Origin of the sequence: Sphingomonas sp. PvP055 (genome assembly GCF_040546365.1) — a bacterium.
GTDB classification, from domain to species: domain Bacteria; phylum Pseudomonadota; class Alphaproteobacteria; order Sphingomonadales; family Sphingomonadaceae; genus Sphingomonas; species Sphingomonas echinoides_A.
On record NZ_JBEPNS010000001.1, the window covers coordinates 1,515,668 to 1,542,658 of the forward strand.

Sequence of the window (26,991 nt, forward strand, 5' to 3'; positions counted from 1 at the left end):
CGTGATCTATCCGACTCGCCTTGCGGTCCTGGCGGCTGCGGCAGGGGCGCCGGTTGCGCTGGTGATCGGCGTGCTGTTGCCCGATCGCTGGTATGCCGGCTTGGCGTGGCCGCTTGCGGTGCTGGTACTGGCGACGGTCGATGCGGTGTCCGGTCGGCGGCAGGCGCACGCGAGTGTCCACGCGCCCGATACCGTTGCCGTGGGGGAAACGATCGACGCGACCGTCACCGTTTCGCTCGAGGGGCGTGACCCGCCGGCCAGTGCGGAGGTTGCGGTATTGGTCAACGCGCTGTTCGCGACCGAGGATGATGCGCGCGCGCGTGTCGCCCTGCGCAATGGCAAGGGTGCTGCGCTGCTCGCGCTGACGGCGCTGCGCCGCGGGACTGGGCGGGTCGACCGGATCTGGCTGCGCTGGCGCGGTCGGCTGGGGCTGGTCTGGCATCAGCGGAGCATCGCCGCCGACGTACGGATCGCGGTCCGGCCGGACATCCGCGTCCTGAAAGACAAAGGGGCCGAGATTTTCCGCCGTCACGCGATGGAAGGCCTGCTGACGCAGGTCGATCGCGGGGACGGGACCGATTTCGATGCGCTGGTCGAGTTCCGCTCGGGCATGGATCGACGCGCGATCGACTGGAAACAGTCGGCGCGGCATAGCAAGCTCCACGCCAAGGAATATCGCACCGAACGCAACAACCAGATCGTCTTCGCGATCGATGCGGGGCGGCAGATGTCGGACCCGGTCGCGGGGCTGTCGCGTGTCGATCGGGCGGTGTCGGCGATGCTGCTCACTGCCTGGGTCGCGCTCAAGCTGGGCGACCGGGTCGCGCTCCATGCGTTCGATTCGCGGCCACGGATCGCGAGCGGGCTGGTGTCGGGGGTGCCCGCCTTCGCCAATCTCCAGCGGCTGGCGGCTGAGATCGACTACAGCGCAGAGGAAACCAACTACACCTTCGCGCTGACCACGCTGGCGACGCGGCTGACCCGGCGGTCGATGATCGTGCTGTTTACCGAATTCACCGATCTTGTCAGCGCGAATTTCCTGGTGCGCGCATCGATGCGGATCGTGAAGACGCATCTGCTTCTGGTGGTGGTGCTGCGCGACGAAGATGTCGAGGCGATCGTGGATCGCGCGCCCGCCACCGCGGACGACGTAACGCGGGCGGTGACCGCGGCGGCGTTGCTGCGCGACCGCAAGCTGGTGCTGGCGCGGCTGGAACATGTCGGCGTCCATGTCATCGAGGCGGAGCATGACCGTGTCGGAGAACGCCTCGTCGCGGGCTATGTCGCGCTCAAACGGAGGAACGCATTGTGACGGCGTCCGTATTGCCCGTGGCGCAGCCGGTGCTGGTCAACGCCAGCCGCTTTCGCGCAGCGCATGCCGCCGAGTGGGAACGGCTCGACGCGATCATCCGGCGGATCGAGCGGCGGTCGATCCGCGCGGTGCCGCAGGACGATTTGCTTGCGCTGCCGTTGCTGTATCGGACGGCGTTGTCGTCGCTGTCGGTCGCGCGCGAGACGTCGCTCGACCGGGCGTTGATCGACTATCTCGAACAGCTGTGTACGCGGGCCTATTTCCAGCTGTACGGCGTCCAGACGTCGGCCTGGACGCAGCTCAGGCGGTTCTTCGTGCGGGGCTGGCCGGCCGCGGTGCAATCGCTGTGGCGCGAGACGCTGGTGTCCTTCCTGCTGACGGTTGCCGGGGTTGTCGTCGGCTATCTGATCGTGCGCGGCGACGCAGCGTGGTTCTTCGCGATCGTCGGGGACAGCATGGCAGGCGGGCGCGATCCGTCCGCCTCGGTCGAGACGTTGCGCAAGACGCTGTACGCGCGCCCCAACAGCAGAACATGCTGGCGACGTTCGCGGCGTATCTGTTCACGCACAATGCGCAGATCGCGATCTTCTCGTTCGCGCTGGGGTTCGCCTTCGCGGTGCCGACCGCGCTGCTCATCACCTATAACGGCATGATGCTGGGCGCATTTCTGGCGGTGTTCGTGCCCAAGGGGCTGGGGTTCGGCTTTGTCGGCTGGATCATGATCCACGGCACGACCGAATTGTTCGCGATCATCCTGTCGGGCGCGGCGGGGTTCCGCATCGGTACCGCGATCGCCTTTCCAGGGCGACGGACGCGCGGCGATGCGGCGGTCGCGGCGGGGCAGACCGGCGCGGTCGCGATGGCGGGGGCGGTGGTGATGCTGCTCGTCGCCGGGTTGCTCGAGGGGATCGGGCGGCAGGTGCTGACCGATGATTTCACCCGCTACGCGATCGGCACGGCGATGCTGATCGGGTGGCTGCTGTATTTCTACCTGCCGAGGAAATCCGATGCCCCAGCCGCGTCCTGAAGCGCGCGCCGAAGCGGACGGTCTGCGGCGCAGCTTCATCACGCCCGAAGGCGTCGACCTGCGGCTGACACTGGGCAGTGCGGGAACGCGCGCTGCCGCCTTTCTGATCGATGCGATCGCGGTGGTCGCGGTCCTGGTGGTCGCGACGATCGTGGTCTTTACGCTGTTCTTTTCGGTCCATGCGCCGGCGCTCGCGATCGTGTGGATGATCGGCTTCTTCGTGCTGCGCAACGGCTGGTTCACGCTGTTCGAAATGGGCGGGCGCGGCGCAACGCCGGGCAAGCGCATCATGGGCCTGCGCGTGGTCGCGCGCGATGGCGCCCGGCTCAGCGGGGGAGCGTTGATCGTCCGGAACGCGATGCGCGAGGTCGAGCTGTTTCTGCCGCTCACGTTTCTCGGCACGCAGGCGGCAGAGGGCACGGCGGATACGTTCGTCACGCTGTTTTCGCTCGGCTGGAGCGGAATTTTCCTGCTGTTCCCGCTGTTCAACCGGGACCGGTTGCGGGTGGGGGACCTGCTTGCGGGAACGTGGGTGGTTCGCACGGTCGGCGTCGCGCTCGGGTCGGAACTGGCCGTGCCTGAGGCCCGACCGCGTCGCAGTTTCAGCGATGCCGCGCTCAGCCTGTACGGTGAATATGAACTTCAGACGCTCGAGGACGTCCTGCGCGCCGGACAGCGCGATTCCATCGCAACGGTCGCGACGACGATCCGGCGAAAGGCGAACCTGGCCGACGACGGCGACGACCTCGGCTTCCTGACCGAATATTATGCGGCCCTGTGCGTGCGGCTTGAGCGCGGGCTGCTGGTCGGCCGGCGGCGTCTCGACAAATTTGCGGACGCGAAACGCTAAAAACCCCGACGCGAGCATTGCCACGTCGGGGTCTTTCTAGAGGGCAGGATCAGTGCTTCTTATTTTCGCCGGACACATCCGATACCGCGCTGCCCGCGGACTTGATGTCCTTGCCCGCCCCGTTGACCGTGTTGCAGGCCGATAGCGACACAGCGGCAACGGCGGCGAGGGTGAAAAGCATCTTGGTCTTCATGCTTCGAATTCCTTCATGCAAGAATTTCTTGAACGCGTGCAGATCAAGCGCGGCGCGCGCTGAGACCAGTGACGAGCGCACCGAGCGCAAATCCGGCGATCGCGGTGAGGCCGAGTGCGAGCAGCGGGCTATGCTCGACGGTCGCGCGGGCGGCGTCGACGGCATCGCCGTAGGTTCCTTCAAGCTGACCGGTGACCTTGCGTACGGCGCCCGAAACCTCGCTGGACCGATCTCCGGTCAACTTGCCGAAGCCTTCTTCGATCGAGCCTGCAGCCTGCTTGATCCCGCCGGTAACCTGATGCGTGTCCATGAAATATCTCCTTTTGATTGCGTTCAATGCGATGCGAATGGTGCATTGGATCCGACGACCACCGCGTTGATACGCTACAGGCGGTGGCCGTCGTCTCCGCGCGCCCTAGGGGCTGGCGCGCATCCTCCAGCGTCGGTTAGACGCGGCGGACCTCATGACCGCGGCGGCGCGTAGCGGCGGCCCCGGCAAACCCGGCTGCACCGGCGCCGAGCAACAGCACGATGACGGCGGTGAACGATGTCCCGGCAGCGGCGCTGGCGCCGGTATCGGCTGCGGACTTGGCGGTCTCGACCGTGTTGTTCTTCGCGGCGATGAACTGCTGCTTGGCGCGCGTGACCTGCGCCGCTGCTTCCGGGCGCGAAATCTTGCGCTGCGCGGCGACGATGTCGACGATCCGGGCTTCTGCCTGGTTACCCTCAGCGCCGCCACGAGCCATTGCGGGCAACTGCTTGGCGACTTCCTTCTGCGCTTCCTGCGAGGTCATTTGCGCGGGGTCGCTCGGTGCGGAGTCGAGGTAGGCGGCGGCCTGATCCTGGACGTCGATTCCCGCTGCCTTGGCAACGGTCGGTGCGCTTGCGCCGATGCTGGTGCCTGCCGCGCTCGCGACGCTGCCGATCGTGCGGAACGTGCCGCCGATGATCGACCCTACGGCCGAGCTTAGCAGGTACAGCGTGATGATGAGGGTCACGCCCCAGATGACGAGGCCGTGGACAAACCCGTCAAAGCGTTCGGTCAAGCCAGCGATACGCGATGCGGCATAGCTGCCTGCGCCGAGTGCAACGATCGTGCTGACCACCCACCACAGTCCTGCACCGATCCCGAAACCGCTCGCGCTGGGCGTGGACCCGTTGACCGGGTCGACCAGGCTCATCCCGATGCCGGTGCCGAGCAAGCCGAGGACGATCTGAACCGCGATCGCGATCGTCACGCCGGCGAAGACCGCCTGCCACGACATGCGCGAGCGGTGGACGACTGCGCTTCCCGCGACATGGTCGTGTGCGTGATGGGAGTCCGATCCGTGGATCGGATCAACGTACGTGTGTGCCATTTTCTTTTCTCTCATGGATCATTGACGTCACCGTCGGGCAAAACCGCCCGCGGTCATCCTAAGGATTGAGGGTGTCGCGTGCGGCGGCCTTGGCTTCGCCGCGTTCGGACTGCGCCTTGCCGGCGGCCTTTTCGGCAGCGCCCTTGGCTTCGACGCTACGGTCGCCGGTGATCTTGCCGATCGCTTCCTTGATCGATCCGGTCGCCTGCTTACCGGCGCCTTCGATGCGGTCATCCATCTTGCCCGTCCTTTCGCTCTGGGCGGCGCGGGGTGACCGCGTCGCCTTCGAGGAAAGGAAATAGTCCCGAACCGTGCCTACCCTAGAGCGATTTGCACCCAATCGTTTAGTGCAAACGGGTGTAAAATTAACCGTCCTTTGCTGCAGAACGGCGTGAAGATGGCAGCGGAAAGCCGCGTTCGCGCGCCCATATGATCGCGGCCGAACGACGGTTTACGCCCAATTTTCCGTAGATCCGCGCGACATTGTTGCGCACGGTGTTGCGGGACACGCCCATGGCCGCGGCCACCGCCGCATCGTCGAGCCCTTCGCACATCAGGCTCAGCGTCTCGCGTTCGCGACCGGTGAGCGAGGCAACTTCGGCGACATAGTGCTGCGCGCTCGGCGCGCGCAGGTTGGCGAGTTTCTCGACGATCGTCCGGCTGAACCAGTTGGTGTCGCGCATCACCGTCTCGATCGCGCCGATCAGTTCGCGTTCGGAGCGACGGCGTTCGGCGATGTCTTGGATCACCCACAAAACGCAATCGCTGCCATGCATCGGAATGATGCCGGTGGAGATCAGGACGTCGATCCGCTCACCGTCCTTGCGCTGGAGGCATGCATCGCGCGCCTGGAAGCCGCCGTGGTCGCGCATCGCCTGTTCGACCTCAGCGCGCGCGCTCGCGCCTTCGACCAGTTTGAGCGAGCAGGCCGTTTGCTGCTTGATGTCTTCAGCGGTGTAGCCGGTCAGTTCCAGCAGCGCGGCATTCGCCTGAAGGAAACGGTGCCCGTCGAGCGTCGCCACCGCCATGCCGATCGGCGCGAGTTCAAACGTGCGGTGCGCACGCTGTTCGCTTTCGCGCAATTCGCCTTCGATCCGGCGGCGCGGCTCGAGATCGGCGAAGGTGAACAGCATGCAGGATTGTTCATTGAGGTCGATCGGTTGCCCGCCGACGATCACGAGCTTGCGGCCACCCCCCGGCAAGTGCAGGTCCGCCTGCATCTGCGGGATCGTCCGCCCCTCGCGCAGGCGTTGCTTGGCGAGGCCCGGGTCGGACACGTCCGCGAGCACGTCCAGGTCATAGACAGTGTGCCCCAGCACATCCTCGCGCTCCCATCCGGTCATCTCGAGGAAGCCGGCGTTGACCTTGACGAACCGCTGATCGGACAGGCGGCAGATGACCGCGGGCGCGGGATTGGCCTTGAACGTCTGTTCGAACCGCTCCTCCGCCTCGAACCGCAGCGAGACATCCTGGATGACCAGCACGAGCAGGTCGGGATTGTCGTCGCTGTCGGTCAGCACCAGACTGCGAATCTGGTGAATCCAGCGCGCTTCCTCATCCCCGTCGCGCAGGACCTCGACGATCACCTCGCTGAATTCTTGTCCTGCGACGACGCGCTCCAATGGATAATCGGGCGCGTCGAGCCAGTGGTTGTTGCGATAGCGCAGGCGAAACCGGCTGCGATACTCATCAATCGTCTTGCCGAGATCGGGAATCCGCTCGACCCCGTGCATCCGCAGGCCCGCCTCGTTCGCCCACAGGATGTCCTGCTCGGGCGAAACAATGATGACCCCCTCGGTAAGGCCGGACACGATCTGCTGGAGTCGGCGCAGATCGACGCCGGTATGATGGAGTGCGGGCATGGCCTTCGGGTTCCGGTCGTTTCGCAAGGATCACGATAACGCCGGTCGGACGAGGTCGGCAGCATACCCGCACCAAATTTCCGCCGTCAGGCTGGCGCGAGGCGATACAGCGCAGCGCCGTGCGCCGGCAATTGTCGCGTCAGTCGATCGCGAGCAATGCCTTCGTCCGCGCGGCTCCACAGGTCGCGCACCCGAACCGCGCGCGGCGCGCCGATCGCGGTCAGGTCGAGCGTCACGGAATGCGCTTCCTTGCCGGTGTTGAACAGCGCGAGATAGCGGTCGGGCCCATCTTTCGGCCGGGCGGTCCAGACGCGTGCCGCATCGGTCAGGTAATGCGGCTGATTGTCGCGGCTCGCCTGGTTGACCGCGATGACCTCAAGGTTGGTGAGCAACGCCAGCGTCGGCGCGTCGAGGTGGCGCAAGTCCCCGCCCATGATCAGCGGGGAGCGGGCGATCGACCAGAGCGTCATTACCATGCGCTGTTCGTCCGGCGTGAAGCGCGTGTCGCGCTCACCGAGCGAAAGGCGCCCGAGCGGGAGCATGTCGGCATCCGGCCACGCACCCGCGCGGCGATAGGGGTTCCAGTTCTCGAGCCGGGTGAACTGTGCCTCCAGCATCGCCCAATTGTCCCAGAAATCGTCCGAAATGCGCCACATCTGCGCATGGCGCGAGACGTGGTCGGCGCGCCCGACCGGGGTTTCGCCGGGAGAGAGGCTGAACACGATCGGGCGCCCGGTGGCGCGAATGGCGCGCGCGGCGGCCTCGATCTCGGGGGCGTGCGCATCATAGGGGCGGCTCATGTCGTCCATCTTGACGAAATCGACGCCCCATGACGCGAACAGCGCGAAGACGCTGTCGTAATAGGCCTGCGCACCGGGTTTGCGCATGTCGACACCGTACATGTCGGGGTTCCAGCTGCACACGCTCGACGTGTCGGCGATCGCACTGGCGCGCAGATTGGTGCCGAGGATCGGCAGGTCCCGCTCCACCGCAAGCCGCGGGATGCCGCGCATCAGGTGGACGCCGAAACGCAACCCCAGCTTGTGGACGATATCCGCGAGCGGACGGAAGCCCGCGCCACCTGCGCTCGACGGGAACCGGTTGGGGGCCGGGACCAATCGGCCATAGGCGTCTAGCGTCGGCTGCGGCTTGGCGTTGTACGTGTAGCTTTTGGCCGCCGGATCGTACCATTGGATGTCGACGGTGAACACGTCGTAGCCCGACGGCAGCAGCTTGTCCGCCATGATGCGCGCGGTTTCGATCGCCTGCGCCTCGGTGATCGTCGTCGCGAAGCTGTTCCAGCTGTTCCATCCCATCGGCGGGGTCGGGGCGAGGATGGGCGAGCCACCTGATTTTGCGGGCAGTGCGGGCGTCAGCGCGAGCGCCGCGCTGCTGCCAAGGCCCAGGCCGGCGCCTTGCAGAATCGTTCGGCGAGTCAGGCTCATGTCACGTCATCTCCGGTATGGCTAAGTCGAATTCGAGGGTGGACTGGGGTGGATGTCACGCGCCGATCAGGCTTGCGGTATCGTCTTCGGCTTGCTGGATCAGCGCGACCGTGGCTTCGCGGGCCGCGGCGCATTCGCTCGCGGCGATCGCATCGAACAGGCGCTGATGCTGCGGCATCGAATCGCTCGGCTGGATCGGTTGGCGGTGTTTGTAGATCGTCGTCCAGCGTACCGCGGACCCGATCGTCCCGGCCAGACTGACCAGTAACTCGTTGTGCGTCGCCTCAAGGATGATGTGGTGGAAACGCTGGTCCGCCGCCTGGCCGATCGGCGAGGCGAGGCCGTGGGTGTACATTTCCTCCAGCGCATGCCCCATTCCGGACAGCTGGCGCGAGGTCCGCGTCGCGGCGGCGAGTTCGGCGGCGGCGGGTTCGATGATGAGCCGGAGCTGGAACAGGCTGCGGACGAACGTTGCGGGGGGTTCTGCTTCGAACATCCAGGCCAGCAGGTCGGGATCGAGCAGGTTCCATTCGGAACGCTCGCGGACTCGTGTCCCGGTCTTCGGCTTGCTTTCGAGGAGTCCCTTCGCGCTGAGCATCCGCAACGCCTCGCGAATGACCCCGCGCGAGATGCCGCGCTGCTCCGCAAGTTCGTGTTCGCCCGGCAGGATCGACAGCGGAAGATGACGGCCCGTGACGATTGCAATGCCAATGTCCCGCGCAACCGCGCTATGCGCCGGTTCGCGGCGTCGTTCGGGAACCGCATGGTTCGTCGTCATCGTTCCTCGCCACCTTGTTCTTTGGTCCGCCACGTTTGGCTGAAGCAATCATAAATGATTGCGGTAACCCTTATCGCGCAAATTTCAGTCTTGTCCTACAATTAATCCCTGCTAATAACTCATACAAGCAGTCGATCGGAACAACGGGAAATACGTTGTCGTCATCGACGGGCGAAAGGGAGGGTCTGGCCATCGCAAACATCCGACACAATACGCGTCTGTGCGTATCGCCCTTGGCGGATCGGGGTTCGGTTGCGGTTGTCGAACGCTCCGGTTCATGCTCGTCCTGATGCCCCGACAGCCGTGCCGCTGATCGATCCTTGCACCTCATCGATTCCCTCCTGCCGACGTGGCGCCAAAAGCCACGTCGGCGTTTTTTTTTGGGAATCCGGGTGTGGCACCTGTGACAAATCCAATTTCGCGCGGCGATGTCGCGCGCCCGGCCGCGTGATGCGCGCGGCGACCCCTCGATCCGATACCGGGAGACTCACATGAAGCTTCGCACCCTTTTGATCGGCGTCAGCACGCTTGGTCTTGCCACCGCCGCTGTCGCGCAGAATGCTCCGCAGGTTCAGCCGGTGCAGGTCGATCCGTCGCGCCCCGACTGGGAGAACCCGGCGGTGTTCGCGCGCAACAAGCTGCCTGCCCACGTGACGAGCTTCCCGTTCGAGACCCGCGCCGCGGCGCTCGCCGGAGACAAGGCACGATCGGCGCGCTTCCTCAGCCTTGACGGGACGTGGAAGTTCGCCTTCTCGCCCTCTTCGGATGCCACCCCGACCGGGTTCGAGCAGCCCGGCTTCGACGTCGCCTCCTGGAAGGACATCAAGGTGCCGGCGGACTGGCAGACGCAGGGGTTCGACCAGGCGCGCTACAACAACATCGTCTATCCGTTCCCCGCCAACCGCCCGCTGATCCCCCACGCCACCAACCCGGTCGGCAGCTATCGCCGCGACGTCACGCTGCCCGCTGCGTGGAGCGGACAGGACGTGATCCTGCACATCGGCGCGGCGGGCTCCGCTTATGACGTGTGGGTCAACGGCAAGAAGGTCGGCTATTCTGAGGACTCGAAGCTCCCGAGCGAGTTCGACGTCACGCCCTTCGTGACCGCAGGCCGCAACACGGTCGCGATCCAGATCCATCGCTGGTCGGACGGCTCCTATCTCGAGGATCAGGATTTCTGGCGCGTCTCGGGGATCGAGCGCGAAGTGTATATGATGGCGGCGCCCAAGACGCGGGTGAACGACATCTTCGTCCACGCCGGGCTCGACAAGGCGTATCGCGACGGCGTGCTGTCGACCGAGGTTACCGTGTCGCCGACGACGAAGCCCGTCACCGCGCGCATGACGCTGATGGAGGGGGATCGTGCGGTGCTGGTCCGCGCGCAGGCGGTGAAGGCCGGCGCGGCGGCGCAGACCGTGACGCTCGCTGCCCCCGTGCCGGGCGTGAAGCCGTGGACCGCCGAGACGCCCAATCTCTATACGCTGCTGGTCGAACTGGTGGGCACGGACGGCAAGGTGATCCAGGCGACGCCACAGCGGATCGGCTTCCGCACCGTCGAAATGAAGGACGGCCAGGTCAGCGTCAACGGCAAGCCGATCATCATCCGCGGCGCCAACCGCCACGAACATGACCCGGAAACCTTCCACGTCATTTCGGAAGCGTCGATGCGCCGCGACATGGAGCTGATGAAGCGCTCCAACATCAACGCGGTGCGCACGTCGCACTACCCCAATGATCCGCGCTGGTATGCACTTGCGGACGAATACGGCCTGTACGTGATGGACGAGGCCGACATCGAGAGCCACGCCTATATGGAGTATGGCAACAACCACGCCGAAGAGCGCGCCAAATACCAGCTCGGCTTCGACCCCGCGTGGAAGGACGCGCACGTCAGCCGCGTCGTCAACATGGTTGAGCGCGACAAGAACCATCCCTCGGTGATCTTCTGGTCGCTCGGCAACGAAGCCGGGATCGGCCCGAATTTCGCCGCGGCTGCCGCTGCGGCGCGGGCACGTGATCCGAACCGGTTGATCAGCTATCTCGGCTGGGGGACTTTCGACAAGATCGACGATCACCGCCCGAACTTCTATGCCGACATCTATGCGCCGATGTACGACAGCGCGGATCAGATGGCGAACTACGCGACCAACTGGAACTTCGCGCAGCCGATCATCCAGTGCGAATATGCGCATATGATGGGCAATTCCGGCGGCAATCTGCTCGAATATTGGAACACGATCTACGCGCATCCGAAGAAACTGCAGGGCGGCTTCATCTGGGACTGGGTCGACCAGTCGATGTACCGCTACACCAAGGACGGTCGTCGCTATTGGGGCGACGGTGGCGAATATGGCCCCAATCCCGGCGGCGACATCGAGTTCGGCGATGGCCTGCTCCAGTCCGACCGCACGCCCAACCCGGCCTGGTACGAATTGCAGAAAGTCTATGCGCCGATCCAGTTCGAGGGCTTCGATCCCGCGACCGGTCGCGTGACGGTGCGCAACCGGCATGATTTCCGCGACTTGTCGGGTTTCGGCTTCGACTGGGAAGTGCAGGAGGACGGCGTCGCGATCGCCAAGGGCGCGCTGCCCGCGATGAAGACCGCCGCGCACGGAACCGAGACGGTGACGCTCCCGATCGGCACGATCCCGCGCAAGCCGGGCTCCGAATATTTCGTGACGGTGCGCGCGCGCGCCGAAGCTGGCGCGGTGCCGCTGGTGCCCGCGGGCTATGTGGTAAGCTGGGAACAGTTCGCAACCGGCCCGGCGCCCGTACAGGCGGTCGTGCCTGCGCGCGGGTCCGTCGCCACGACGGATCGGGACGGCGCGCTGACGCTCAGCGCGGGCGGCGCGACGCTGGCGATCGATCGCAAGACCGGGCTGGTGCGGCGCTATGCGCAGGGCGACGTCACGCTCGCGACTGGCGGCGCACCGCATTTCTGGCGTGCGCTGACGGACAACGACATCGGCATCGGCACCGCCAAGCAACTCGCGGTGTGGAAGACGATGAGCGAGACGCGCACCGTCCGCAGCGTGACGCGCGTCTCGGGGGCTGACGGCGCCGCCGGGATCCGCGTTGAGTATGCGCTGGGTGACGGTGCGGCGACCTTCACTACGCTGTACACGATGACCGGCGACGGCGCGGTCGCGGTGCAGGGCGATCTGACCCCGCTCAAGCAGGATCTGCCGCCACCGTTCCGCGTCGGTCTGGCCTTCGCGATGCCGACCGCCATCACGACGGCGGAGTGGTATGGCCGCGGGCCGCACGAAAGCTATGTCGACCGCAAGACGTCCGCGCCGATCGGCCTGTGGCGCGGCGCGATCGCCGAGCAGAACCACGACTACATCCGCCCGCAGGAAACCGGCAACAAGGTCGACGTCCGCTGGATGGAGTTGAGCGGGGCAGGGCACGGCCTGCGCGTCAGCGGCGACAAACCGTTGATGATCAACGCGTTGGCTTTCCCTTACGCCGATCTCGACCGGCATACGCCCGGCACGTGGAAGTCGACCGATGTCGTCCCGCACGGGCAGGTGACGTTGCTGGTCGATGGCGCGCAATGGGGCGTCGGCGGGGATACGCAATGGAGCGAGCTCGGCAAGCCGCTGCCCAAGTATCGCGTACCGCTCGCACCGACCCGTGTCAGCTTCCGCCTTGCGCCGTTCACCGGCGCAGGCACGACGCCCGACAAGGCGCTCCCCGCCACGGCCACGACCGGGGAATGACCCGCACTCTTCCTGCGGCCGATGGTCGCTACGGTACTGAAGGAGCTTATCGATGATCAAACGTTTTGCCGGAATGACGATCGCGGCGTTGCTGCTGGGCGCGAGCCTGCCCGCGTTCGCGCAGGCGGCGCCCGAAACCACCGATACCGTCACCGTCCACGGCGACCGCCCCGGTCCCAAATATGACAAGCGCCTGTTCGGCCAGTTCGCCGAGCATCTCGGCAAGGGCATCTATTCGGGCATCTGGGTCGGCACCAACAGCAAGATCCCCAACGTCCAGGGCTATCGCAGCGACGTGATCGCCGCATTGAAGGCGATCAAGGTTCCGTTGATCCGCTGGCCCGGCGGTTGCTTCGCCGACGAATATCACTGGCGGGAAGGGATCGGCCCGCGCGGCAAGCGCCCGGTCAAGGTCAACACCAACTGGGGCGGCGTGACCGAGGACAATGCGTTCGGAACGCACGAGTTCATGAATTATGCCGAGCTGGTCGGCGCGGAAAGCTACGTCTCGGGCAACGTCGGTACCGCCTCGCCGCAGGAAATGGCGGAATGGGTCGAGTACATGACTTCGCCGACCGCATCGACGATCGCCAACCAGCGTCGCGCGAACGGTCGCAAGGAGCCGTGGAAGCTGACGATGTTCGGCATCGGCAACGAGCTGTGGGGCTGCGGCGGCAACATGCTCCCGGACTATGGCGCGGACGTCACGCGGCGCTATTCGACCTTCCTGAAGGTGCCCGAGGGCCAGAAGCTGCTCAAGATCGCGAGCGGCGCGAACGTCGACGATTACGTCTGGACCGAGACGATGATGCGCAAGGCGGGCGACCAGATCGACGGGATCGGCGCGCATTATTACACCATCCCCTATGACTGGAAAAAGAAGGGCGCGGCGACCGGGTTCGACGAAGACGCGTGGGCGCGCACGCTCTCCAAGACGCTGCGGATGGACGAGCTGATTGTCGGTCATTCCAAGATGATGGACAAATACGATCCGGCCAAGCGGGTCGCCTTGCTGATCGACGAATGGGGCACGTGGTACGACGTCGAGCCGGGGACGAACCCGGGCTTCCTGTACCAGCAGAACAGCCTGCGCGACGCGATGGTGGCGAGCCTAAACCTCGACATCTTCGCACGGCATGCCGACCGCGTGCGCGGCGCCAACATCGCGCAGATGGTCAACGTGCTTCAGGCGATGCTGCTGACCGACGGCGCGCGGATGGTGAAGACCCCGACCTATTGGGTGTTCGATCTGTACAAGAACTATCAGGACGGCACGGTCCTGCCGATCGACGTAAAGTCCCATTATTACAACAAGAACGAGTGGACGATGAAGGCGGTCAGCGCGAGTGCGGTGCGCGGGTTGGACGGCGCGGTGCACGTCGGGCTGACCAACGTCGATCCCAATCGTGCCACGACGGTGAGCGTCAAGCTGGACGGCGTGACGGGCGCGACCGTGTCGGGGCGGATCCTGACGGGAAGCGCGATCGATGCGCACAACACGTTCGATTCGCCGGAGACGGTCAAGCCGGTCGCCTTCACCGGTGCGACGCTGCAGGGCGGGGTGCTGACGGTCGCGATCCCGGCAAAGGCGATCGTGATGCTCGACATCAAGTGAGCGAGAGCGGGGCCGCGCCAGGAACGTCGCGGTCCTTCTTTGAAAGCGTTACGACATCGCCTCAAACGCGCCTTGGCAAAGCATTGGATCGATACATGTAGCTGCACATGAAACGCGACAGTGACACTGGCTAATATCGGTGTACGCTGCCAGGAATGGCACGGGACGATCAGCGCGCGACCGCTCAGGCGGGGTGGGCCGCATGGCAGCGGGGCGATGTCGTGACCGCCCGCGCCTTGTTCGAGGATGTTGCGGCGGCGGGGGTGGCGACCCCCGCTTTGTGGCTGCTTCTGGCGCAGGCGCGGATCGCGACCGGTGCCGAAGACCTTGTCGATCAGGCACTTGATCATGTCCTTGCGATGGAGCCGCGCAACGTTGCTGCGTTGATCCTAAAGGGAGATCGCGCCGCGGATGACCGCGCGGCGACGTCTTATTATCAGTTGGCCGTTTCGCAGGGGCAAGGAGCACAGGTTGCGGATCCCGCGACCAAAGCTTTGATAAGCCAAGCACAAGCGAAGCTGACGCGGATGGCCGAGCGCTTTGCGACACATCTTCGAGCCACAATGGCGGCGCATCCGGCAAGCGCGCGTTTCGAGGAGGCGGTCGCGCTCTTGCTCGGGGAGAAGCAGTTGTACTTCCAGAGCCCGACGAACTTCTTCTTTCCGGGCTTGCCGCATCGCCAGTTCTTCCCGCCGGTGGAATTCGATTGGGCGGCCGGTCTGATGACGGAAACCGATGAAATCGAAACGGAACTTCGCGCGTTCCTGGAGGAGGGGGCCGGCCTGTCGCCCTATGTGCGTGCCGACCCGACGCGCGCCAGCCGCGGCCATGCGCTGCTCGACGATCCGCGGTGGAGTGCGTTCCATTTGTTCGAGAACGGCCATCCGGTGCCACGCGCGGAAGAGCGATTTCCGCGGACGATGGCGGCGTTGGCGCGGGTGCCGATGCCCGTGATTGCCGCGCGGTCTCCGATGGCGCTTTTCTCCGTTTTGCAGCCGGATACGCACATTCCGCCGCATACGGGCATGCTCAACACGCGGCTGATCTGCCATTTGCCGCTGATCGTTCCGGCGGGCTGCACGTTGCGCGTGGGCAATGACGTCAGACCCGTGGAACGCGGCAAGCTCATGATTTTCGACGATTCTATCGAACATGAAGCGTTGAAATCGAGCGGACACGACGCGGGTCGTTCTGCTGTTCGAGGTGTGGCGCCCCGAGCTTTCGGCCGACGAGCGCGCGGCGTTGACGGTGCTGTTCGAATCCGTTGGCCTCTACGCTGGCGGGCAATGACCCGGAAAGCCGAAATTACTTGACGGTCCAGCGGCTTCGGTCCGCGTTGTCCGCGGTTGCGCCGGGGCTGTCGGCGCGGAGCGATCCCGTGTCGGTCAGGTGGAGATAGCGGTTGGTCGACAAGGCCATCAGCAGCGCGCCCCCGCTAAGGCTCTCCATCCATTGGAAACTTTGCGCCGGGTCGCGGTCGGCGCGTTTGGGTTGCCACGCCACGCTGCCGTCCGGCGCCGCCGTCAGCGCGCGGTTGCCCTGTTCCAGACCGACGCGCCCGAGACCGTGATCGACCACGCGGACGCCGCCCTGCAACAGCGCAGGCGTCTCCCTGGTCCCCACCGGCGTGAAACGAACCGTGCGATTATAAGGGATTGCGGGGCGACTCTCGGAACGGCGTTCGGCGAGGGCGTAGGACAGGAAGTCAGCCTGGCCGCCGGCGGTGCCCCCCTGACTGTAGGCAAACAGACCGTAGCGGACCCCCTGGAAAGTGATCAACTGAAACACCATCTTCACGGGGTCACCGATCGGCGTGAAGCTGCGACCATCGAGCGAATAGCTGTAGCGCGCGGTTTCGGTCGTGAAATCGGCGTCGGTTCGCAGCCATATGTGGCCGTTTTCGAGCCGAACGCGTGCCTTTTCGCCGCCGATTTCGTCGGTTTGCACCAGGAATAACGCACTTTCGTCGCGCCGCACCCCGAACCAGCTATACGGCCGATTGAGCAGCCCGAGCCCGGCGACATCGCCGACCTTGAGTTCGCTCGCATCGAGTTCGACGGTCGGCGACGATTGCGGACCGATCGCGCGTTGGGTGAGCGTATTGCGCGCTTGCAGGAAGCCGGTCGCGGGGAGCGCGTGGAGCCGCAACGCGCCCTTGCGTTCGGTCAGCGACCAGGCGGCGGGAACGGGGACGTGGTTCCATTGCCAGACGGGCCGCAACCCGGGGCCATCGAACGAGTCGCTCCGAACGTAGGGCGCACGGTCGGGCGTCTTCGGCAGGTCGGGCTTGATCCAGGTGCGCGGGGTCCGGCCGAGATTGCCGGGGAGCCCGAAATACGGCCAGCCGTCCTTCCACGTCACCGGCGACAGCGCGGTCAGCCGCCCGACCGAATTGCCCTCGAACATCGACCAGCCCCAGGTGTCGCCCTTGGGCGTCTGAATGACTCCGCCCTGGTGCAGCGACAGCCCGCCGCGCGCCTTGGGGTTGGGGGGCGTCAGCACCAGCGGATCGGCGCGCGCATCCTTGACGCGGTAGCCCTGTTGCTCGCCGAAATCCTCCCACTGGCTGATCGAGGGGTTGATCTCATACGGCCCGAGCGGCGAACTGGACCGCGCGGCGGGCATGCGGAACGGCCCGGCATATTCCGCGCTGGTGATGAAGTATTTGCCGTTCATCTTGAAGAAGTGCGAGCCTTCACCCATCCCGCTGCCCTTGGGGATGATGATCCGTTCGCTGCCGGGGACGATGTCGGTCAGGCTCGCGTCGAGCTGCGCGAGGTGGATCTCCTGATAGCCCCAGATGACGTAGGTCTTGCCGTCGTCGTCGAACAGCACCGACAGATCGTGGAAACTGCGCTTCATCGGCGTGCGCTTCCACGGCCCGCGCGGCGCGGGCGCGGTCAGCATCTGGGTCGTCTGCCCGTTGACGTTGCTGAAGATGTAGAAGGTGCCCGCGTGATAGCGGAAGCTCGGCGCCCAGATCCCGCGGCCATAGACGTTCTCGCCCTTTTCGAGCCGATAGGCCGGGCCGAGATCGAGCGTATCGAGCGCGTAGGTGACGAAATCCCAATTCACCAGATCGCGCGAATGGAGGATCGGCAGGCCCGGCATCGCGTGCATGGTGGTGCCGGTGAGGTAGAAATCGTCGCCGACCCGGATCATGTCGGGATCGGAGAATTCATCGAAGAACAACGGGTTGGTGTAGGTGCCGTTGCCGTTGTCGGCGGTCCAGGTGGCGGCGGAGCGCGGCTGTTGCGGGGCCGCGTCGAGGGGGACAGCGAAGGGGAGGGCGAGGGTGACGCTCGCGAGCCAACACCATTTCATACGTCTCTCCCGGGGCATGGCTCGCGCTGCAACGGCGCGGCTTCATTAGTATGAGTAATAGCGCGATCCGGTGGCTTGGCAACCGATTGGGCGGGGTGGGGGGTGTGTAGGCGGTGGCTTTCGCACGTCGGTTGCCGCGAAAGTACCGCCTCTGCGACACCATCTGTGTTTGCCCGCAAGTTGTCGGTCAACTTTTTAGAACGGTGGTCGCGTTCATAGCGCCTGACCGTCGGAATGTGGTGGTTAGCTGCCGTTCGCATTGATCGTCACCCCGGGCTTGACCCGGGGTCCCGCTTCTAATCTTCTGCCGCGATGAGGCATCATGGCGGGTGGGTTTACATCATGGCCGATCGTTATCGCGACGCAATATATGTCGGCGTCACCGCCGACCTACCCGCTCGTATCCAGCAGCACCGGAGCGGCGACGGATCCGACTTCTGCCGCCGCTACGGACTGTATCGTCTGGTTTGGGCCGATCACACACCGTCGATCACCGATGCCATCGCGCACGAGAAGCGCCTCAAACACTGGCGGCGTGCGTGGAAGTTCGCGCTGATCGAACGTGGCAATCCCGAGTGGCGGGATCTGTTCGAAACGATACGTTAGGTCTAGAAGCGGGACCCCGGGTCAAGCCCGGGGTGACGAAAGGTCGGGTAGCACCACGTCCGACTTTGGGCGGGAGCCGTCATCCGACCGCGAAGGAGTCGGGAACGGCAAGAACTGGTGGACAGCGGACATTCCACTGTCGCAAGGTATGTGCAGCTAACCAAAATCGTTTAAATCTAGCTCAGTCTTTCGGCGAACGTGGAACAACTTTCCGATGCGTACAGATCCAGTTTACGGGTTCTGATCTTACTATCGGATATCACGGACCTGAATATGCTTTCGCCACGCGATGTTCTGGTTTTCGCGTCTCTCCCTCCTGCGTCGAACTACATAACTAACGGCAAGCCATGTTAAGCAAATTGCAATCAGTGTACTTGCAGCCCAAGCGAACGTGGGAGCAATATCAAATATTCTGTATTTCCTGGTGATGATATTGAAAGCGACGGTGAATAGTAGAGATATAATCCAAACCGTCTTAGGCGATAACCTTGAACGTTTCGGTCTTTTCGACATTGCGTGCGCTCCAGTTCAAACTTTGATCCAAGCGAGACAGGATTAACTCGGCACAATCATGTACTCTATCCAATACTCCAAGAATGTTATTGATATTCTCTTAACGATCTGATCATTGCGGTGCCGATAAACCACCCAAATATCGTGGTTTTCTCAAGCGAAACGTCCGCTCTCGGGCGGGTGCTACCCAACCGCTTTTTTGCCCAATAGCTGCCGGTCGGGGTTACGGGCAGGGTAGACGCGCTAGCAACGCTGGAACGTCGGAATGTGGTTGAGGCCGTGTAAACACGTTTCGTCGCAGCGGAAACGAGCAAGAACGGAATCACGGGCAAGCGTGTCGCGCAAAGGTTGAATCAGGCGCCGGCCAATATTGAATTATTGTTGCGGAGACTGCGCCGACTTTCGTGTTTCCACACAGCCTAGGTGGTGAGCTGCCGTTCGCATTGATCGTCACCCCGGGCTTGACCCGGGGTCCCGCTTCTAATCTTCTGCCGCGATGAGGCATCGTGGCGGGTGGGTTTACATCATGGCCGATCGTTATCGCGGCGCAATATATGTCGGCGTCACTGCCGACCTACCCGCCCGTATCCAGCAGCACCGGAGCGGCGACGGATCCGACTTCTGCCGCCGCTACGGCCTGCATCGTCTGGTTTGGCTCGATCACACACCGTCGATCACCGATGCCATCACGCACGAGAAGCGCCTCAAACACTGGCGGCGTGCGTGGAAGTTCGCGCTGATCGAACGTGGCAATCCCGAGTGGCGGGATCTGTTCGAAACGATACGTTAGGCCTAGAAGCGGGACCCCGGGTCAAGCCCGGGGTGACGAAAGGTTGGGTAGCACCATGACCGGCATTGGCCCGAACCCCCGCTCAAAACCGCGCGATCGCCTTCAGCACGTGGTCCGCCTCTGCGATCAGCTCGGGCATGCGCGTCGGGATTTCGTCCGCGTCGAGGCTGTGGGTGTGGAGTGCGTCGGTCGGGATACGGCCGCTCAGGATCGCCTGTTTGACGCGCTCGAAATCGGCGGAGAGCGCGTTGCGGCTGGCGATCAGCGTTGTCTCGCGCTTGTGGAATTCGGGGTCGGCGAAAACCAGGTCGCCGGGGGCGACGCCGACCAGGATCAGCTTGCCGCCGTGCGCGACATAGGCGAGGCTTGCGGCCATCGCGGCGAGCGATCCGGTCGCGTCGAACACCGCATCGAACATTTCGCCGCCGGTCAGCTCGGCGAGCGTGGCGGCCATATCGGGGCCGGCCTCGACCGTGGTTTCGAACCCGAGGTTGGCGCGCGCGAAGGCGAGCCGGGTCGGGCGTGTATCCGCAAGCGTGACGTGTGCGCCGTTGAAGCGCGCGAACAGACCGGTGCCGACGCCGATCGGTCCGGCGCCCACCACCAGCACGCGCGCGCCCGACGGGACCTCCGCGCGCGCGACGGCATGCGCGCCGATCGCGAGAAATTCGATCATCGCCGCCTGTTCGAGCGTCAGCGCGCCCGCGTCGAGGACCGCGCTTTCGGGGACCGCGAGCAGCTCCGCCATCCCGCCGTCCGAATGGACCCCGAGCACGCTGATGTTGACGCAAGCGTTGGGCTTGCCGTTGCGGCAGGCGATGCACGTGCCGCACGCGAGATACGGGTTGATCGCGACGATCTGTCCCGGTCGGAAAGCGGAGCCTGCGGGCGCCTGTTCGACCGTGCCCGACAGTTCGTGGCCCATCACGCGCGGATAGGCGAGGAACGGATGCCGCCCGGCATAGATATGGTAATCCGTCCCGCACAGTCCGACCCGGCGAATCCGGACGAGCACCTCTCCGGCGCGCGGCGACGGAGCGGGACGATCCTCGATCGCGAGGCTGAACGGTTCGCGACACACGACGGTTTTCATTTTCCGATCCTCACGGGCAGGGTCTGCAGGGGCGAGCCCAATGGTTCGTGCCGTATATGCAAGCAAGCGATCATATATGCAATCTAGCTGGACTCATTCGGCATTGTGATAGACCATTGGCGCAACAGCGCGTCGCCTCGGGCGGTATCGCGGAAGCCGAGGAGAAGAGGATGCGTCGTCGCAACGGGATGAAGGGGCTGACGCGTCGCGAAACGCTGGTCAGCGGGATCGCACTGGGCGCGCTTCCCACGCTGTCGGCGGCGGAAACGACCGCGCCCTCCACCGACCATCAATTGTGGTATCGTCAACCGGCGCAGGCGTGGACCGAGGCGTTGCCGGTCGGCAACGGACGGCTCGGCGCGATGGTGTTCGGCCGGGTCGCGCAGGAACGGCTCCAGCTCAACAGCGACACCTTGTGGGCGGGGTCGCCCTATGACCCGAACAATCCGGACGCTTTGGCCGCGTTGCCGCGTGTCCGCGCGTTGCTCGCGGAGGGACGGTACAAGGAAGCGACCGATCTCGCGTCGGCGAAGATGATGGCGAAGCCGCTGTCGCAAATGCCGTACGGCTCGCTGGGCGATCTGCTGGTGACGTTCGCGGGTGCCACGCGACCGGCGGACTATCGACGCGACCTCGATCTCGCCTCGGGTGTCGCCACGACGCGCTATGGCAGCGGTGGTGCGGCGCAGACGCGCGAGGTGTTTGCCTCGGCGCCCGATCAGGTGATCGTCGTGCGGCTGACCGCGCAGGGCGGGACGCTCGACTTCGATATCACGCATCGCGCGCCGCACGCGGTGGCGATTCCGCGCGAGCAATATGTCGAAGGCGCGGCGCCGCCTGCGGCCACGACGGTCGACTGGTTGCAGCACGAGACCGCTGGCCCCGCGCGGCCCGGCGTCACGGTCGCGGCCGATGGCGCGACCGCGATGCTCGTCACCGGGCGGAACGAAGCCGCCAACGGGATTCCGGCGGGGCTCCGGTACGCGGTGCAGGTCGTCGCGGTGGGCGACGGGACGATCACGAGCGGGCCCGACGGTCTGTCGGTGCGGGGCGCGCGGCACGTCACCCTGCTGATCGCAGCGGCGACGAGCTACGTCGGGTTGGGCGACCAGGGGGCGGACCCGGTGGCGATCGTGCGGTCGGTCGCCAAGGCCGCTGCCGGCAAGTCCTATGCGGCGTTGCGGCGCGCGCACGTTGCCGATCATGCCGCGCTGTACGGGGGGATGACGATCGACCTCGGCACCAACGCCGCCGCGGCGGCGCTGCCGACCGATCGGCGGATCGCGGCGGGGGAGAGCGGGCGCGATCCGGGGCTTGCCGCGCTGTATGTGCGCTATGCGCGCTATCTGCTGATCGCGTCGTCGCGACCGGGGACGCAGCCGGCGAACCTCCAGGGGATCTGGAACGAAGGCACCACCCCGCCGTGGGGGAGCAAATACACGATCAACATCAATACCGAGATGAACTACTGGCCCGCCGATCCGGCCGGGCTTGGCCTGTGCGTCGAGCCGTTGTTGCGGATGACGGAGGAGCTTGCCGTGTCGGGCGCACGCACCGCGCGGGCGATGTACGGCGCGGGTGGCTGGGTCGCGCATCACAACACCGACCTGTGGCGCGCGACCGCGCCGATCGACGGGCCGTTGTGGGGGCTGTGGCCGTGCGGCGGGGCGTGGTTGTGCAACACGCTGTTCAGCCACTGGGATCACAACCGCAGCGCTGCGGTGCTGGGACGGCTGTATCCGTTGATGGTGGGGGCGACGCGTTTCTTCCTCGATACGCTGATCGAGGATCCCAAGGGGCGCGGACTCGTCACCTCGCCGTCGGTGTCTCCGGAAAATTTGCACCCGTTCGGATCGTCGCTGTGCGTCGGTCCGGCGATGGACCGCCAGATCATCCGCGACCTGTTCGCCAATACGGTCGTGGCGGGGAAGCGGCTGGGGCGGGATGCCGCCTGGCTCGACACGGTCGCCGCCGCGCGCGCGAAGATCGCGCCGGACCGGATCGGCGCGCAGGGCCAGTTGCAGGAATGGCTCGAGGATTGGGACGCGCAGGCGCCCGATCCGCAGCATCGCCACGTCTCGCATCTCTACGCGGTGTATCCCAGCGGGCAGATCAACCTGCGCGATACGCCCGAGCTGATCGAAGCGGCCAAGGTCAGCTTGCGACGGCGCGGCGATCTCTCAACCGGGTGGGCGACCGCGTGGCGGGTGTGCCTGTGGGCGCGCATGGGGGAGGGGGATCACGCGCATGACGTGCTCAACGGGTTGCTCGGGCCCAAGCGCACCTACCCCAACATGTTCGATGCGCATCCGCCGTTCCAGATCGACGGCAATTTCGGCGGGACCGCGGGAATCCTGGAGATGCTCGTCCAGTCGTGGGGGGATACGCTGCATCTGCTCCCGGCGTTGCCCGGGGCGTGGCCGACCGGCGCGATCAGCGGGTTTCGTGCGCGGGGCGACTTGCGGGTCGATCTGCAATGGCGCGATGGGCGGCCGCAAGCGCTGACGATCCGCGGCCCTGCGGGATCGACGGTGACGGTGCGGGCTGGCAAAGAGGACTTCACGGCCAAGCTGTCCGCAGCGGGTCGGTATTCGCGGCGCTGGTCCTGACCCGGCCCGCGTAAGAGCATGATAGGGGACTGATGAAACAGAGCGGCCCGCAAGGCACCTATACCGCACCCGCGATCGAAAAGGCGTTCGAGGTCATCGAGCTGCTCGGCCAACACCCCGAGGGCGCGCTGGTCAGCGAGATGGCGACGTTGCTGGGGCGGTCGGTCGGGGAGCTGTTCCGCATCATCATCGTGATGGAGCGGCTGGGCTATCTCAAGAAGTCCGCACGGACCGATCGCTACACCGTCACCTACAAGCTGCTCGAGGTCGCCTATCGCGCGACGCCCGCGCAGGACGTGACGCGCGCGGCGTTGCCGCAGATGCAGGGGCTGGCGCAGGATGCGGGGCAATCGTGCCACCTCGTCGTGCCGAACGCGGGGGCGGGGCTGGTCATCGCGTGCGAGCAGCAACCCGGGATCCGCGGTTTTTCGCTGCGGGTCGGCGCGAAGATCGACATTCTCAACAGCTGTTCGGGACAGGTGCTGCTCGCGTTTTCGAGCGATATGCGCGCGGACCAGATCCTCGCGGCGGCGGCGCAGGACCGTGCCGAGCCGATCGACCGCGCGCGGCTGGCGGCGCAACTGGAAGTCATCCGGACGCGCGGGTATGATCGGCGGCAGAGCCCGATCACGCACGGCGTTACCGACATCAGCTGCCCGGTGTTCGGGTTCGATGGCACCGTCGTGGCGGCGCTGACGATTCCGTTCCTGGAATTGATCGACGGATCGCAGAAGGTCGACGCCGAGGCCGCGCGCGCGATGCTGCATGCGGCGGTCGGGCGGATTTCGGATACGCTGGGATATCGGGGCGATCGGTCGGCGTGATCGCGGTGCGGCGCGCATGAAGGTTAAGGACGCCGCAGCGAATGCGGCGCGATTTTAGGAGTGGTACCATGACGAACACGACCCGCCGTGGCGGCAATACGCGCCGCAGCTTCCTTGCGAGCACGGGCGCGGGCGGCTTGCTCGCGGGACTGGCGGCGGGGAGCCCGACCGCGCTGTTCGCCGCCCCGACGATCCCGGCGGGGGCGCGCCCCAAGGCCGCGCTGCAGCCGTTCGATCTTGCCGATGTCGAGCTGTCCGAAGGGCCGTTCCTCCATGCGCAGCGCAAGACCGTTGCGTATCTGCTCAGCCTCAGCCCGGACCGGATGCTCCACAATTTCCGCGTCAACGCGGGGTTGAAGCCCAAGGCGCCGGTCTATGGCGGGTGGGAGTCCGAGGCGCAGTGGGCGGAGATCAACTGCCACGGGCATACGCTCGGCCATTACCTGTCGGCGTGCGCGCTGGCCTATCGCTCGACTCGCGAGCCACAGTTCAAGCAGCGGATCGACTATATCGCGGGCGAACTCGCCGCGTGCCAGGATGCCGCCAAGACGGGGCTGGTCTGCGCGTTTCCCGATGGCGCGGCGCTGGTCGCGGCGCATCTGCGCGGGGACAAGATCACCGGCGTGCCGTGGTACACGCTCCACAAGGTCTATGCGGGCCTGCGCGATGCGACGTTGCTGGCGGACAGCACCGCGTCGAAGGCCGTCCTGATCCGGATGGCCGACTGGGCGGTCGTGGCGACGCGTCCGCTGACGGCTGCGCAATTCGAGACGATGCTCGATACCGAACATGGCGGGATGAACGAGACCTTCGCCGACCTGTTCGTGATGACCGGCAACCCCGCGTATCGCGAGATGGCCGAACGCTTCTCGCACAAGGCGATCCTCGAGCCGCTCGCGGCGGGACGCGACCGGCTGGACGGGATGCATGCCAATACGCAGGTGCCCAAGATCATCGGCTTCCAGCGTGTCTATGAGGTGACCGGCAACCTGCAGTATCGCGATGCCGCGGCGTTCTTCTGGAAGACGGTCGCGCTGACGCGCTCGTTCGCGACTGGCGGGCATGGCGACAACGAGCATTTCTTCCCGATGGCGGACTTCGAAAAGCACGTCTTCTCGGCCAAGGGATCGGAGACGTGCTGCCAGCACAACATGCTCAAGCTGACCCGCGCGCTGTTCCTGCAGGACCCGCAGGCCGACTATGCCGATTATTACGAGCGGACGCTCTACAACGGCATCCTCGCGTCGCAGGACCCGGATTCGGGGATGGTGACCTATTTTCAGGGCGCGCGACCCGGCTACATGAAGCTGTACCACACGCCGGTCGATTCCTTCTGGTGCTGCACCGGCACGGGCATGGAAAACCACGTCAAATATCGCGACTCGATCTACTTCCACGACGATGGGTCGCTGTATGTGAACCTGTTCGTGCCGTCCTCGGTGACGTGGCGCGACAAGGGAGCGGTGTTGCGGCAGGTGACGACCTTCCCGGATTCGCCGACGACGACACTGCGCTGGTCGCTGCGGCGGCCGACCGAATTGACGCTGCAATTGCGCCATCCGCGCTGGAGCCGGACCGCGACCGTGCTGGTCAACGGCGTGGAGACCGTCCGGTCGAATGCGGCGGGCAGCTACGTCAAGCTCGCGCGGACGTGGCGCGATGGGGATACGGTCGAACTGCGGCTCGCGATGGAGGTCGCGACCGACCATGCGCCCGCTGCGCCGGACGTGGTGGCGTTCACCTATGGGCCGATCGTGCTGGCCGGGGTGTTCGGGACCAAGGGGCTGGCGAAGGACGCGGACATCATCGTCAGCGAACGCAAGTACGGCGAGTATAACGCCACGCCGTTTACCCCGCCGATGCTCACGGGCGATGCTGGAACGATCGCCGGGAAGGTTCGTCCGGGCGCAGCGCCGCTCGAATTCACGGTTCCGTCGGGAGACCAGAGCGCGGTGCGGCTGGTCCCGTATCACCGCGTCGCGCATGATCGCTATGCGACTTATTGGAAGGTCCTGCCCGGCGCGGTCTAGCGCAGTTCGGCCAGCAACGTTGCGTTGAACCCGGCCGCGTCCTCGACTTGCGGGGCATGGCCCGCGTCGGGGATGCGGATCAGGCGGGCGTTGGGGAAGCGCTTGACCGCGTCCTCCGCGGCCTGCGGGACGGTCTGGATCCGGTCGCGGATCGCCGGGGGCGCGGTGTTGGCGCGGAAGGCGGTGAGATCGCGCTGGCCGATGAGGAGCGTGACCGGCACCGTGATCCGGGCGAGGTCGGCGGCGACGGGTTGCGTCTCGATCATGTCCGAAAGCCGCGCCTGCGCGTCGCGCACGGTGTTTCCGTCGGCGCTCGCATATTGCCCCGCGAGCATCGCGACCCAGCGGTCGTAGGCCGGGCGCCATGTGCCGTGATAATAATTGCGCAATTGGTACGCCTTGATCGACGCGGCGCTGGTCTTGGCTTCCTCCTGCCGCAGCGCACCGAGATCGGTATAGGGCACGCCCTGCGCCAAGGTGTCGTTGAGCCCGAGCGGGTTAACCAGCACCATGCGCTCGACCCGGTCGGGATAGGTCAGCGCGAACCGCGCGGCGAGAATGCCGCCGGTCGAGTGGCCGACGAGCGTGACCTTGCCGACCCCGGCCCCGACCCCCGCCTTGTCGAGCAGCCCCGCCGTCAACGCGCCGAGCGCCTGGAAGCTGTATTGATAGCCCGCCGGCTTGGACGATTTGCAGAAGCCGATCTGGTCTGGCGCGATCACGCGGTAGCCGGCCTTGGACAGTGCGCCGATCGTATCCTGCCATGTCGCGGCGCAGAAGTTCTTGCCGTGGAGCAGCACGACGGTTCGTCCGTTCGGCTGGCTCGTCGGGGGGACGTCGAGATATGCCATGCGGACCGGTGCGCCTTGCGACTGGCCTTCGAACCAGTGGAGCGGGAAGGGGTAGGCGACCTTTTCGAGGTTCGCGCCGAGTGGGGTCGTCGCGGTTGTCGGGGCAGCCGGGACGTCGCGTGCCGTGGCCGCGCTGGTCCATGGAGCGGCGAGCAGCAGCAGGGCAGGGAGCGCGCGCATATCGGAATC

20 protein-coding genes and 1 pseudogene are annotated in these 26,991 nt (G+C 65.5%); 11 read left to right on the top strand and 10 right to left on the bottom strand.

The annotated features are described in order from the left end of the window. The first annotated feature begins 1 nt into the window (after position 1). The 3 genes and pseudogenes from ABIC16_RS07335 to ABIC16_RS07345 all read left to right on the top strand — a co-directional run bounded on the left by ABIC16_RS07335 (position 2) and on the right by ABIC16_RS07345 (position 3,189). The gene (locus ABIC16_RS07335; RefSeq protein WP_354290593.1) at positions 2-1,312 is read left to right on the top strand and encodes a DUF58 domain-containing protein; all 1,311 of its coding nucleotides are present in this window, start codon (positions 2-4) and stop codon (positions 1,310-1,312) included. Next, positions 1,309-2,339 (top strand): annotated as a pseudogene (locus tag ABIC16_RS07340) (stage II sporulation protein M). Before ABIC16_RS07335 ends, ABIC16_RS07340 begins: the two are co-directional and overlap by 4 nt. Next, entirely contained in the window at positions 2,320-3,189 is an 870-nt protein-coding gene (locus tag ABIC16_RS07345; RefSeq protein WP_354290594.1) for an RDD family protein, read from the top strand. Before ABIC16_RS07340 ends, ABIC16_RS07345 begins: the two are co-directional and overlap by 20 nt. 49 nt (positions 3,190-3,238) lie before the next feature. Here ABIC16_RS07345 and ABIC16_RS07350 read toward each other — a convergent pair whose 3' ends face one another. The 7 genes from ABIC16_RS07350 to ABIC16_RS07380 form a co-directional block, all read right to left on the bottom strand. Further along, positions 3,239-3,382: an entericidin A/B family lipoprotein gene (locus tag ABIC16_RS07350; protein ID WP_277968761.1), complete on the bottom strand. Its 144-nt coding sequence runs from the start codon at positions 3,380-3,382 to the stop codon at positions 3,239-3,241. Between the two features lie 43 nt (positions 3,383-3,425). Further along, positions 3,426-3,692 (bottom strand): CsbD family protein, encoded by a 267-nt coding sequence (locus tag ABIC16_RS07355; RefSeq protein ID WP_277968762.1) that lies wholly within the window; start codon positions 3,690-3,692, stop codon positions 3,426-3,428. A 136-nt stretch (positions 3,693-3,828) separates the two neighbouring features. Next, positions 3,829-4,740, bottom strand: a complete 912-nt coding sequence (locus ABIC16_RS07360; protein WP_354290595.1) for a hypothetical protein — start codon at positions 4,738-4,740, stop codon at positions 3,829-3,831. Between the two features lie 58 nt (positions 4,741-4,798). Continuing rightward, positions 4,799-4,978: a CsbD family protein gene (locus tag ABIC16_RS07365; protein ID WP_277968764.1), complete on the bottom strand. Its 180-nt coding sequence runs from the start codon at positions 4,976-4,978 to the stop codon at positions 4,799-4,801. Between the two features lie 127 nt (positions 4,979-5,105). Beyond that, positions 5,106-6,602, bottom strand: a complete 1,497-nt coding sequence (locus tag ABIC16_RS07370) for a helix-turn-helix transcriptional regulator (RefSeq protein WP_354290596.1) — start codon at positions 6,600-6,602, stop codon at positions 5,106-5,108. An 86-nt stretch (positions 6,603-6,688) separates the two neighbouring features. Then, positions 6,689-8,047, bottom strand: coding sequence for a glycoside hydrolase family 27 protein (locus tag ABIC16_RS07375; RefSeq protein ID WP_354290597.1), 1,359 nt, complete (start codon positions 8,045-8,047; stop codon positions 6,689-6,691). A 55-nt stretch (positions 8,048-8,102) separates the two neighbouring features. Continuing rightward, on the bottom strand, positions 8,103-8,825 hold the full coding sequence (locus ABIC16_RS07380) for a FadR/GntR family transcriptional regulator (RefSeq protein WP_354290598.1): 723 nt from the start codon (positions 8,823-8,825) through the stop codon (positions 8,103-8,105). 491 nt (positions 8,826-9,316) lie between these two features. On the opposite strand from ABIC16_RS07380, the gene ABIC16_RS07385 reads away from it, so the two are divergent. The 3 genes from ABIC16_RS07385 (at position 9,317) to ABIC16_RS07395 (ending at position 15,475) form a co-directional block, all read left to right on the top strand. Further along, positions 9,317-12,547 carry a glycoside hydrolase family 2 TIM barrel-domain containing protein gene (locus tag ABIC16_RS07385; protein ID WP_354290599.1) on the top strand — a complete coding sequence of 1,077 codons (3,231 nt, stop codon included), beginning with the start codon at positions 9,317-9,319 and terminating at the stop codon, positions 12,545-12,547. A 52-nt stretch (positions 12,548-12,599) separates the two neighbouring features. Further along, positions 12,600-14,162: an alpha-N-arabinofuranosidase gene (locus tag ABIC16_RS07390; protein ID WP_354290600.1), complete on the top strand. Its 1,563-nt coding sequence runs from the start codon at positions 12,600-12,602 to the stop codon at positions 14,160-14,162. Between the two features lie 359 nt (positions 14,163-14,521). Continuing rightward, the gene (locus tag ABIC16_RS07395) at positions 14,522-15,475 is read left to right on the top strand and encodes an aspartyl/asparaginyl beta-hydroxylase domain-containing protein (protein WP_354290601.1); all 954 of its coding nucleotides are present in this window, start codon (positions 14,522-14,524) and stop codon (positions 15,473-15,475) included. On the opposite strand, the gene ABIC16_RS07400 is transcribed toward ABIC16_RS07395, so the two are convergent. Next, positions 15,468-17,486: a glycoside hydrolase family 43 protein gene (locus ABIC16_RS07400; protein WP_354290602.1), complete on the bottom strand. Its 2,019-nt coding sequence runs from the start codon at positions 17,484-17,486 to the stop codon at positions 15,468-15,470. The genes ABIC16_RS07395 and ABIC16_RS07400 overlap by 8 nt on opposite strands. 312 nt (positions 17,487-17,798) lie before the next feature. On the opposite strand from ABIC16_RS07400, the gene ABIC16_RS07405 reads away from it, so the two are divergent. Next, complete coding sequence (locus ABIC16_RS07405) at positions 17,799-18,092, top strand: GIY-YIG nuclease family protein (RefSeq protein WP_354290603.1); 294 nt, start codon at positions 17,799-17,801, stop codon at positions 18,090-18,092. Between the two features lie 1,009 nt (positions 18,093-19,101). After that, positions 19,102-19,395, top strand: coding sequence for a GIY-YIG nuclease family protein (locus ABIC16_RS07410; RefSeq protein ID WP_354290604.1), 294 nt, complete (start codon positions 19,102-19,104; stop codon positions 19,393-19,395). Between the two features lie 82 nt (positions 19,396-19,477). Here the strand turns inward: ABIC16_RS07410 and ABIC16_RS07415 are convergent, their stop codons facing one another. Continuing rightward, the gene (locus tag ABIC16_RS07415; RefSeq protein WP_354290605.1) at positions 19,478-20,488 is read right to left on the bottom strand and encodes a zinc-binding alcohol dehydrogenase family protein; all 1,011 of its coding nucleotides are present in this window, start codon (positions 20,486-20,488) and stop codon (positions 19,478-19,480) included. Between the two features lie 170 nt (positions 20,489-20,658). Between ABIC16_RS07415 and ABIC16_RS07420 the strand changes: the two genes are divergently transcribed. From ABIC16_RS07420 to ABIC16_RS07430, 3 genes are all read left to right on the top strand, one after another. Then, positions 20,659-23,097 (top strand): glycoside hydrolase family 95 protein, encoded by a 2,439-nt coding sequence (locus tag ABIC16_RS07420; RefSeq protein WP_354290606.1) that lies wholly within the window; start codon positions 20,659-20,661, stop codon positions 23,095-23,097. Between the two features lie 32 nt (positions 23,098-23,129). Continuing rightward, a complete protein-coding gene (locus tag ABIC16_RS07425; RefSeq protein WP_277968776.1) occupies positions 23,130-23,921 on the top strand; it encodes an IclR family transcriptional regulator in 792 nt (263 codons plus the stop codon). Between the two features lie 68 nt (positions 23,922-23,989). Beyond that, on the top strand, positions 23,990-25,951 hold the full coding sequence (locus ABIC16_RS07430; protein ID WP_354290607.1) for a glycoside hydrolase family 127 protein: 1,962 nt from the start codon (positions 23,990-23,992) through the stop codon (positions 25,949-25,951). Here ABIC16_RS07430 and ABIC16_RS07435 read toward each other — a convergent pair. Beyond that, positions 25,948-26,982: an alpha/beta fold hydrolase gene (locus ABIC16_RS07435; RefSeq protein ID WP_354290608.1), complete on the bottom strand. Its 1,035-nt coding sequence runs from the start codon at positions 26,980-26,982 to the stop codon at positions 25,948-25,950. The two genes, ABIC16_RS07430 and ABIC16_RS07435, sit on opposite strands and share 4 nt — an antisense overlap. Positions 26,983-26,991: the final 9 nt, after the last annotated feature.

What these genes read in the sequence shown, in the direction of transcription:
- ABIC16_RS07390 (WP_354290600.1), top strand. Translation starts at nt 12,600, where the DNA reads ATGATCAAACGTTTTGCCGGAATGACGATCGCGGCGTTGCTGCTGGGC.
- ABIC16_RS07385 (WP_354290599.1), top strand. Translation starts at nt 9,317, where the DNA reads ATGAAGCTTCGCACCCTTTTGATCGGCGTCAGCACGCTTGGTCTTGCC.
- ABIC16_RS07355 (WP_277968762.1), bottom strand. Translation starts at nt 3,692, where the DNA reads ATGGACACGCATCAGGTTACCGGCGGGATCAAGCAGGCTGCAGGCTCG.
- ABIC16_RS07420 (WP_354290606.1), top strand. Translation starts at nt 20,659, where the DNA reads ATGCGTCGTCGCAACGGGATGAAGGGGCTGACGCGTCGCGAAACGCTG.
- ABIC16_RS07375 (WP_354290597.1), bottom strand. Translation starts at nt 8,047, where the DNA reads ATGAGCCTGACTCGCCGAACGATTCTGCAAGGCGCCGGCCTGGGCCTT.
- ABIC16_RS07430 (WP_354290607.1), top strand. Translation starts at nt 23,990, where the DNA reads ATGACGAACACGACCCGCCGTGGCGGCAATACGCGCCGCAGCTTCCTT.
- ABIC16_RS07365 (WP_277968764.1), bottom strand. Translation starts at nt 4,978, where the DNA reads ATGGATGACCGCATCGAAGGCGCCGGTAAGCAGGCGACCGGATCGATC.
- ABIC16_RS07370 (WP_354290596.1), bottom strand. Translation starts at nt 6,602, where the DNA reads ATGCCCGCACTCCATCATACCGGCGTCGATCTGCGCCGACTCCAGCAG.
- ABIC16_RS07400 (WP_354290602.1), bottom strand. Translation starts at nt 17,486, where the DNA reads ATGAAATGGTGTTGGCTCGCGAGCGTCACCCTCGCCCTCCCCTTCGCT.
- ABIC16_RS07415 (WP_354290605.1), bottom strand. Translation starts at nt 20,488, where the DNA reads ATGAAAACCGTCGTGTGTCGCGAACCGTTCAGCCTCGCGATCGAGGAT.
- ABIC16_RS07345 (WP_354290594.1), top strand. Translation starts at nt 2,320, where the DNA reads ATGCCCCAGCCGCGTCCTGAAGCGCGCGCCGAAGCGGACGGTCTGCGG.
- ABIC16_RS07425 (WP_277968776.1), top strand. Translation starts at nt 23,130, where the DNA reads ATGAAACAGAGCGGCCCGCAAGGCACCTATACCGCACCCGCGATCGAA.
- ABIC16_RS07350 (WP_277968761.1), bottom strand. Translation starts at nt 3,382, where the DNA reads ATGAAGACCAAGATGCTTTTCACCCTCGCCGCCGTTGCCGCTGTGTCG.
- ABIC16_RS07405 (WP_354290603.1), top strand. Translation starts at nt 17,799, where the DNA reads ATGAGGCATCATGGCGGGTGGGTTTACATCATGGCCGATCGTTATCGC.
- ABIC16_RS07410 (WP_354290604.1), top strand. Translation starts at nt 19,102, where the DNA reads ATGAGGCATCGTGGCGGGTGGGTTTACATCATGGCCGATCGTTATCGC.
- ABIC16_RS07360 (WP_354290595.1), bottom strand. Translation starts at nt 4,740, where the DNA reads ATGGCACACACGTACGTTGATCCGATCCACGGATCGGACTCCCATCAC.
- ABIC16_RS07395 (WP_354290601.1), top strand. Translation starts at nt 14,522, where the DNA reads ATGGAGCCGCGCAACGTTGCTGCGTTGATCCTAAAGGGAGATCGCGCC.
- ABIC16_RS07435 (WP_354290608.1), bottom strand. Translation starts at nt 26,982, where the DNA reads ATGCGCGCGCTCCCTGCCCTGCTGCTGCTCGCCGCTCCATGGACCAGC.
- ABIC16_RS07380 (WP_354290598.1), bottom strand. Translation starts at nt 8,825, where the DNA reads ATGACGACGAACCATGCGGTTCCCGAACGACGCCGCGAACCGGCGCAT.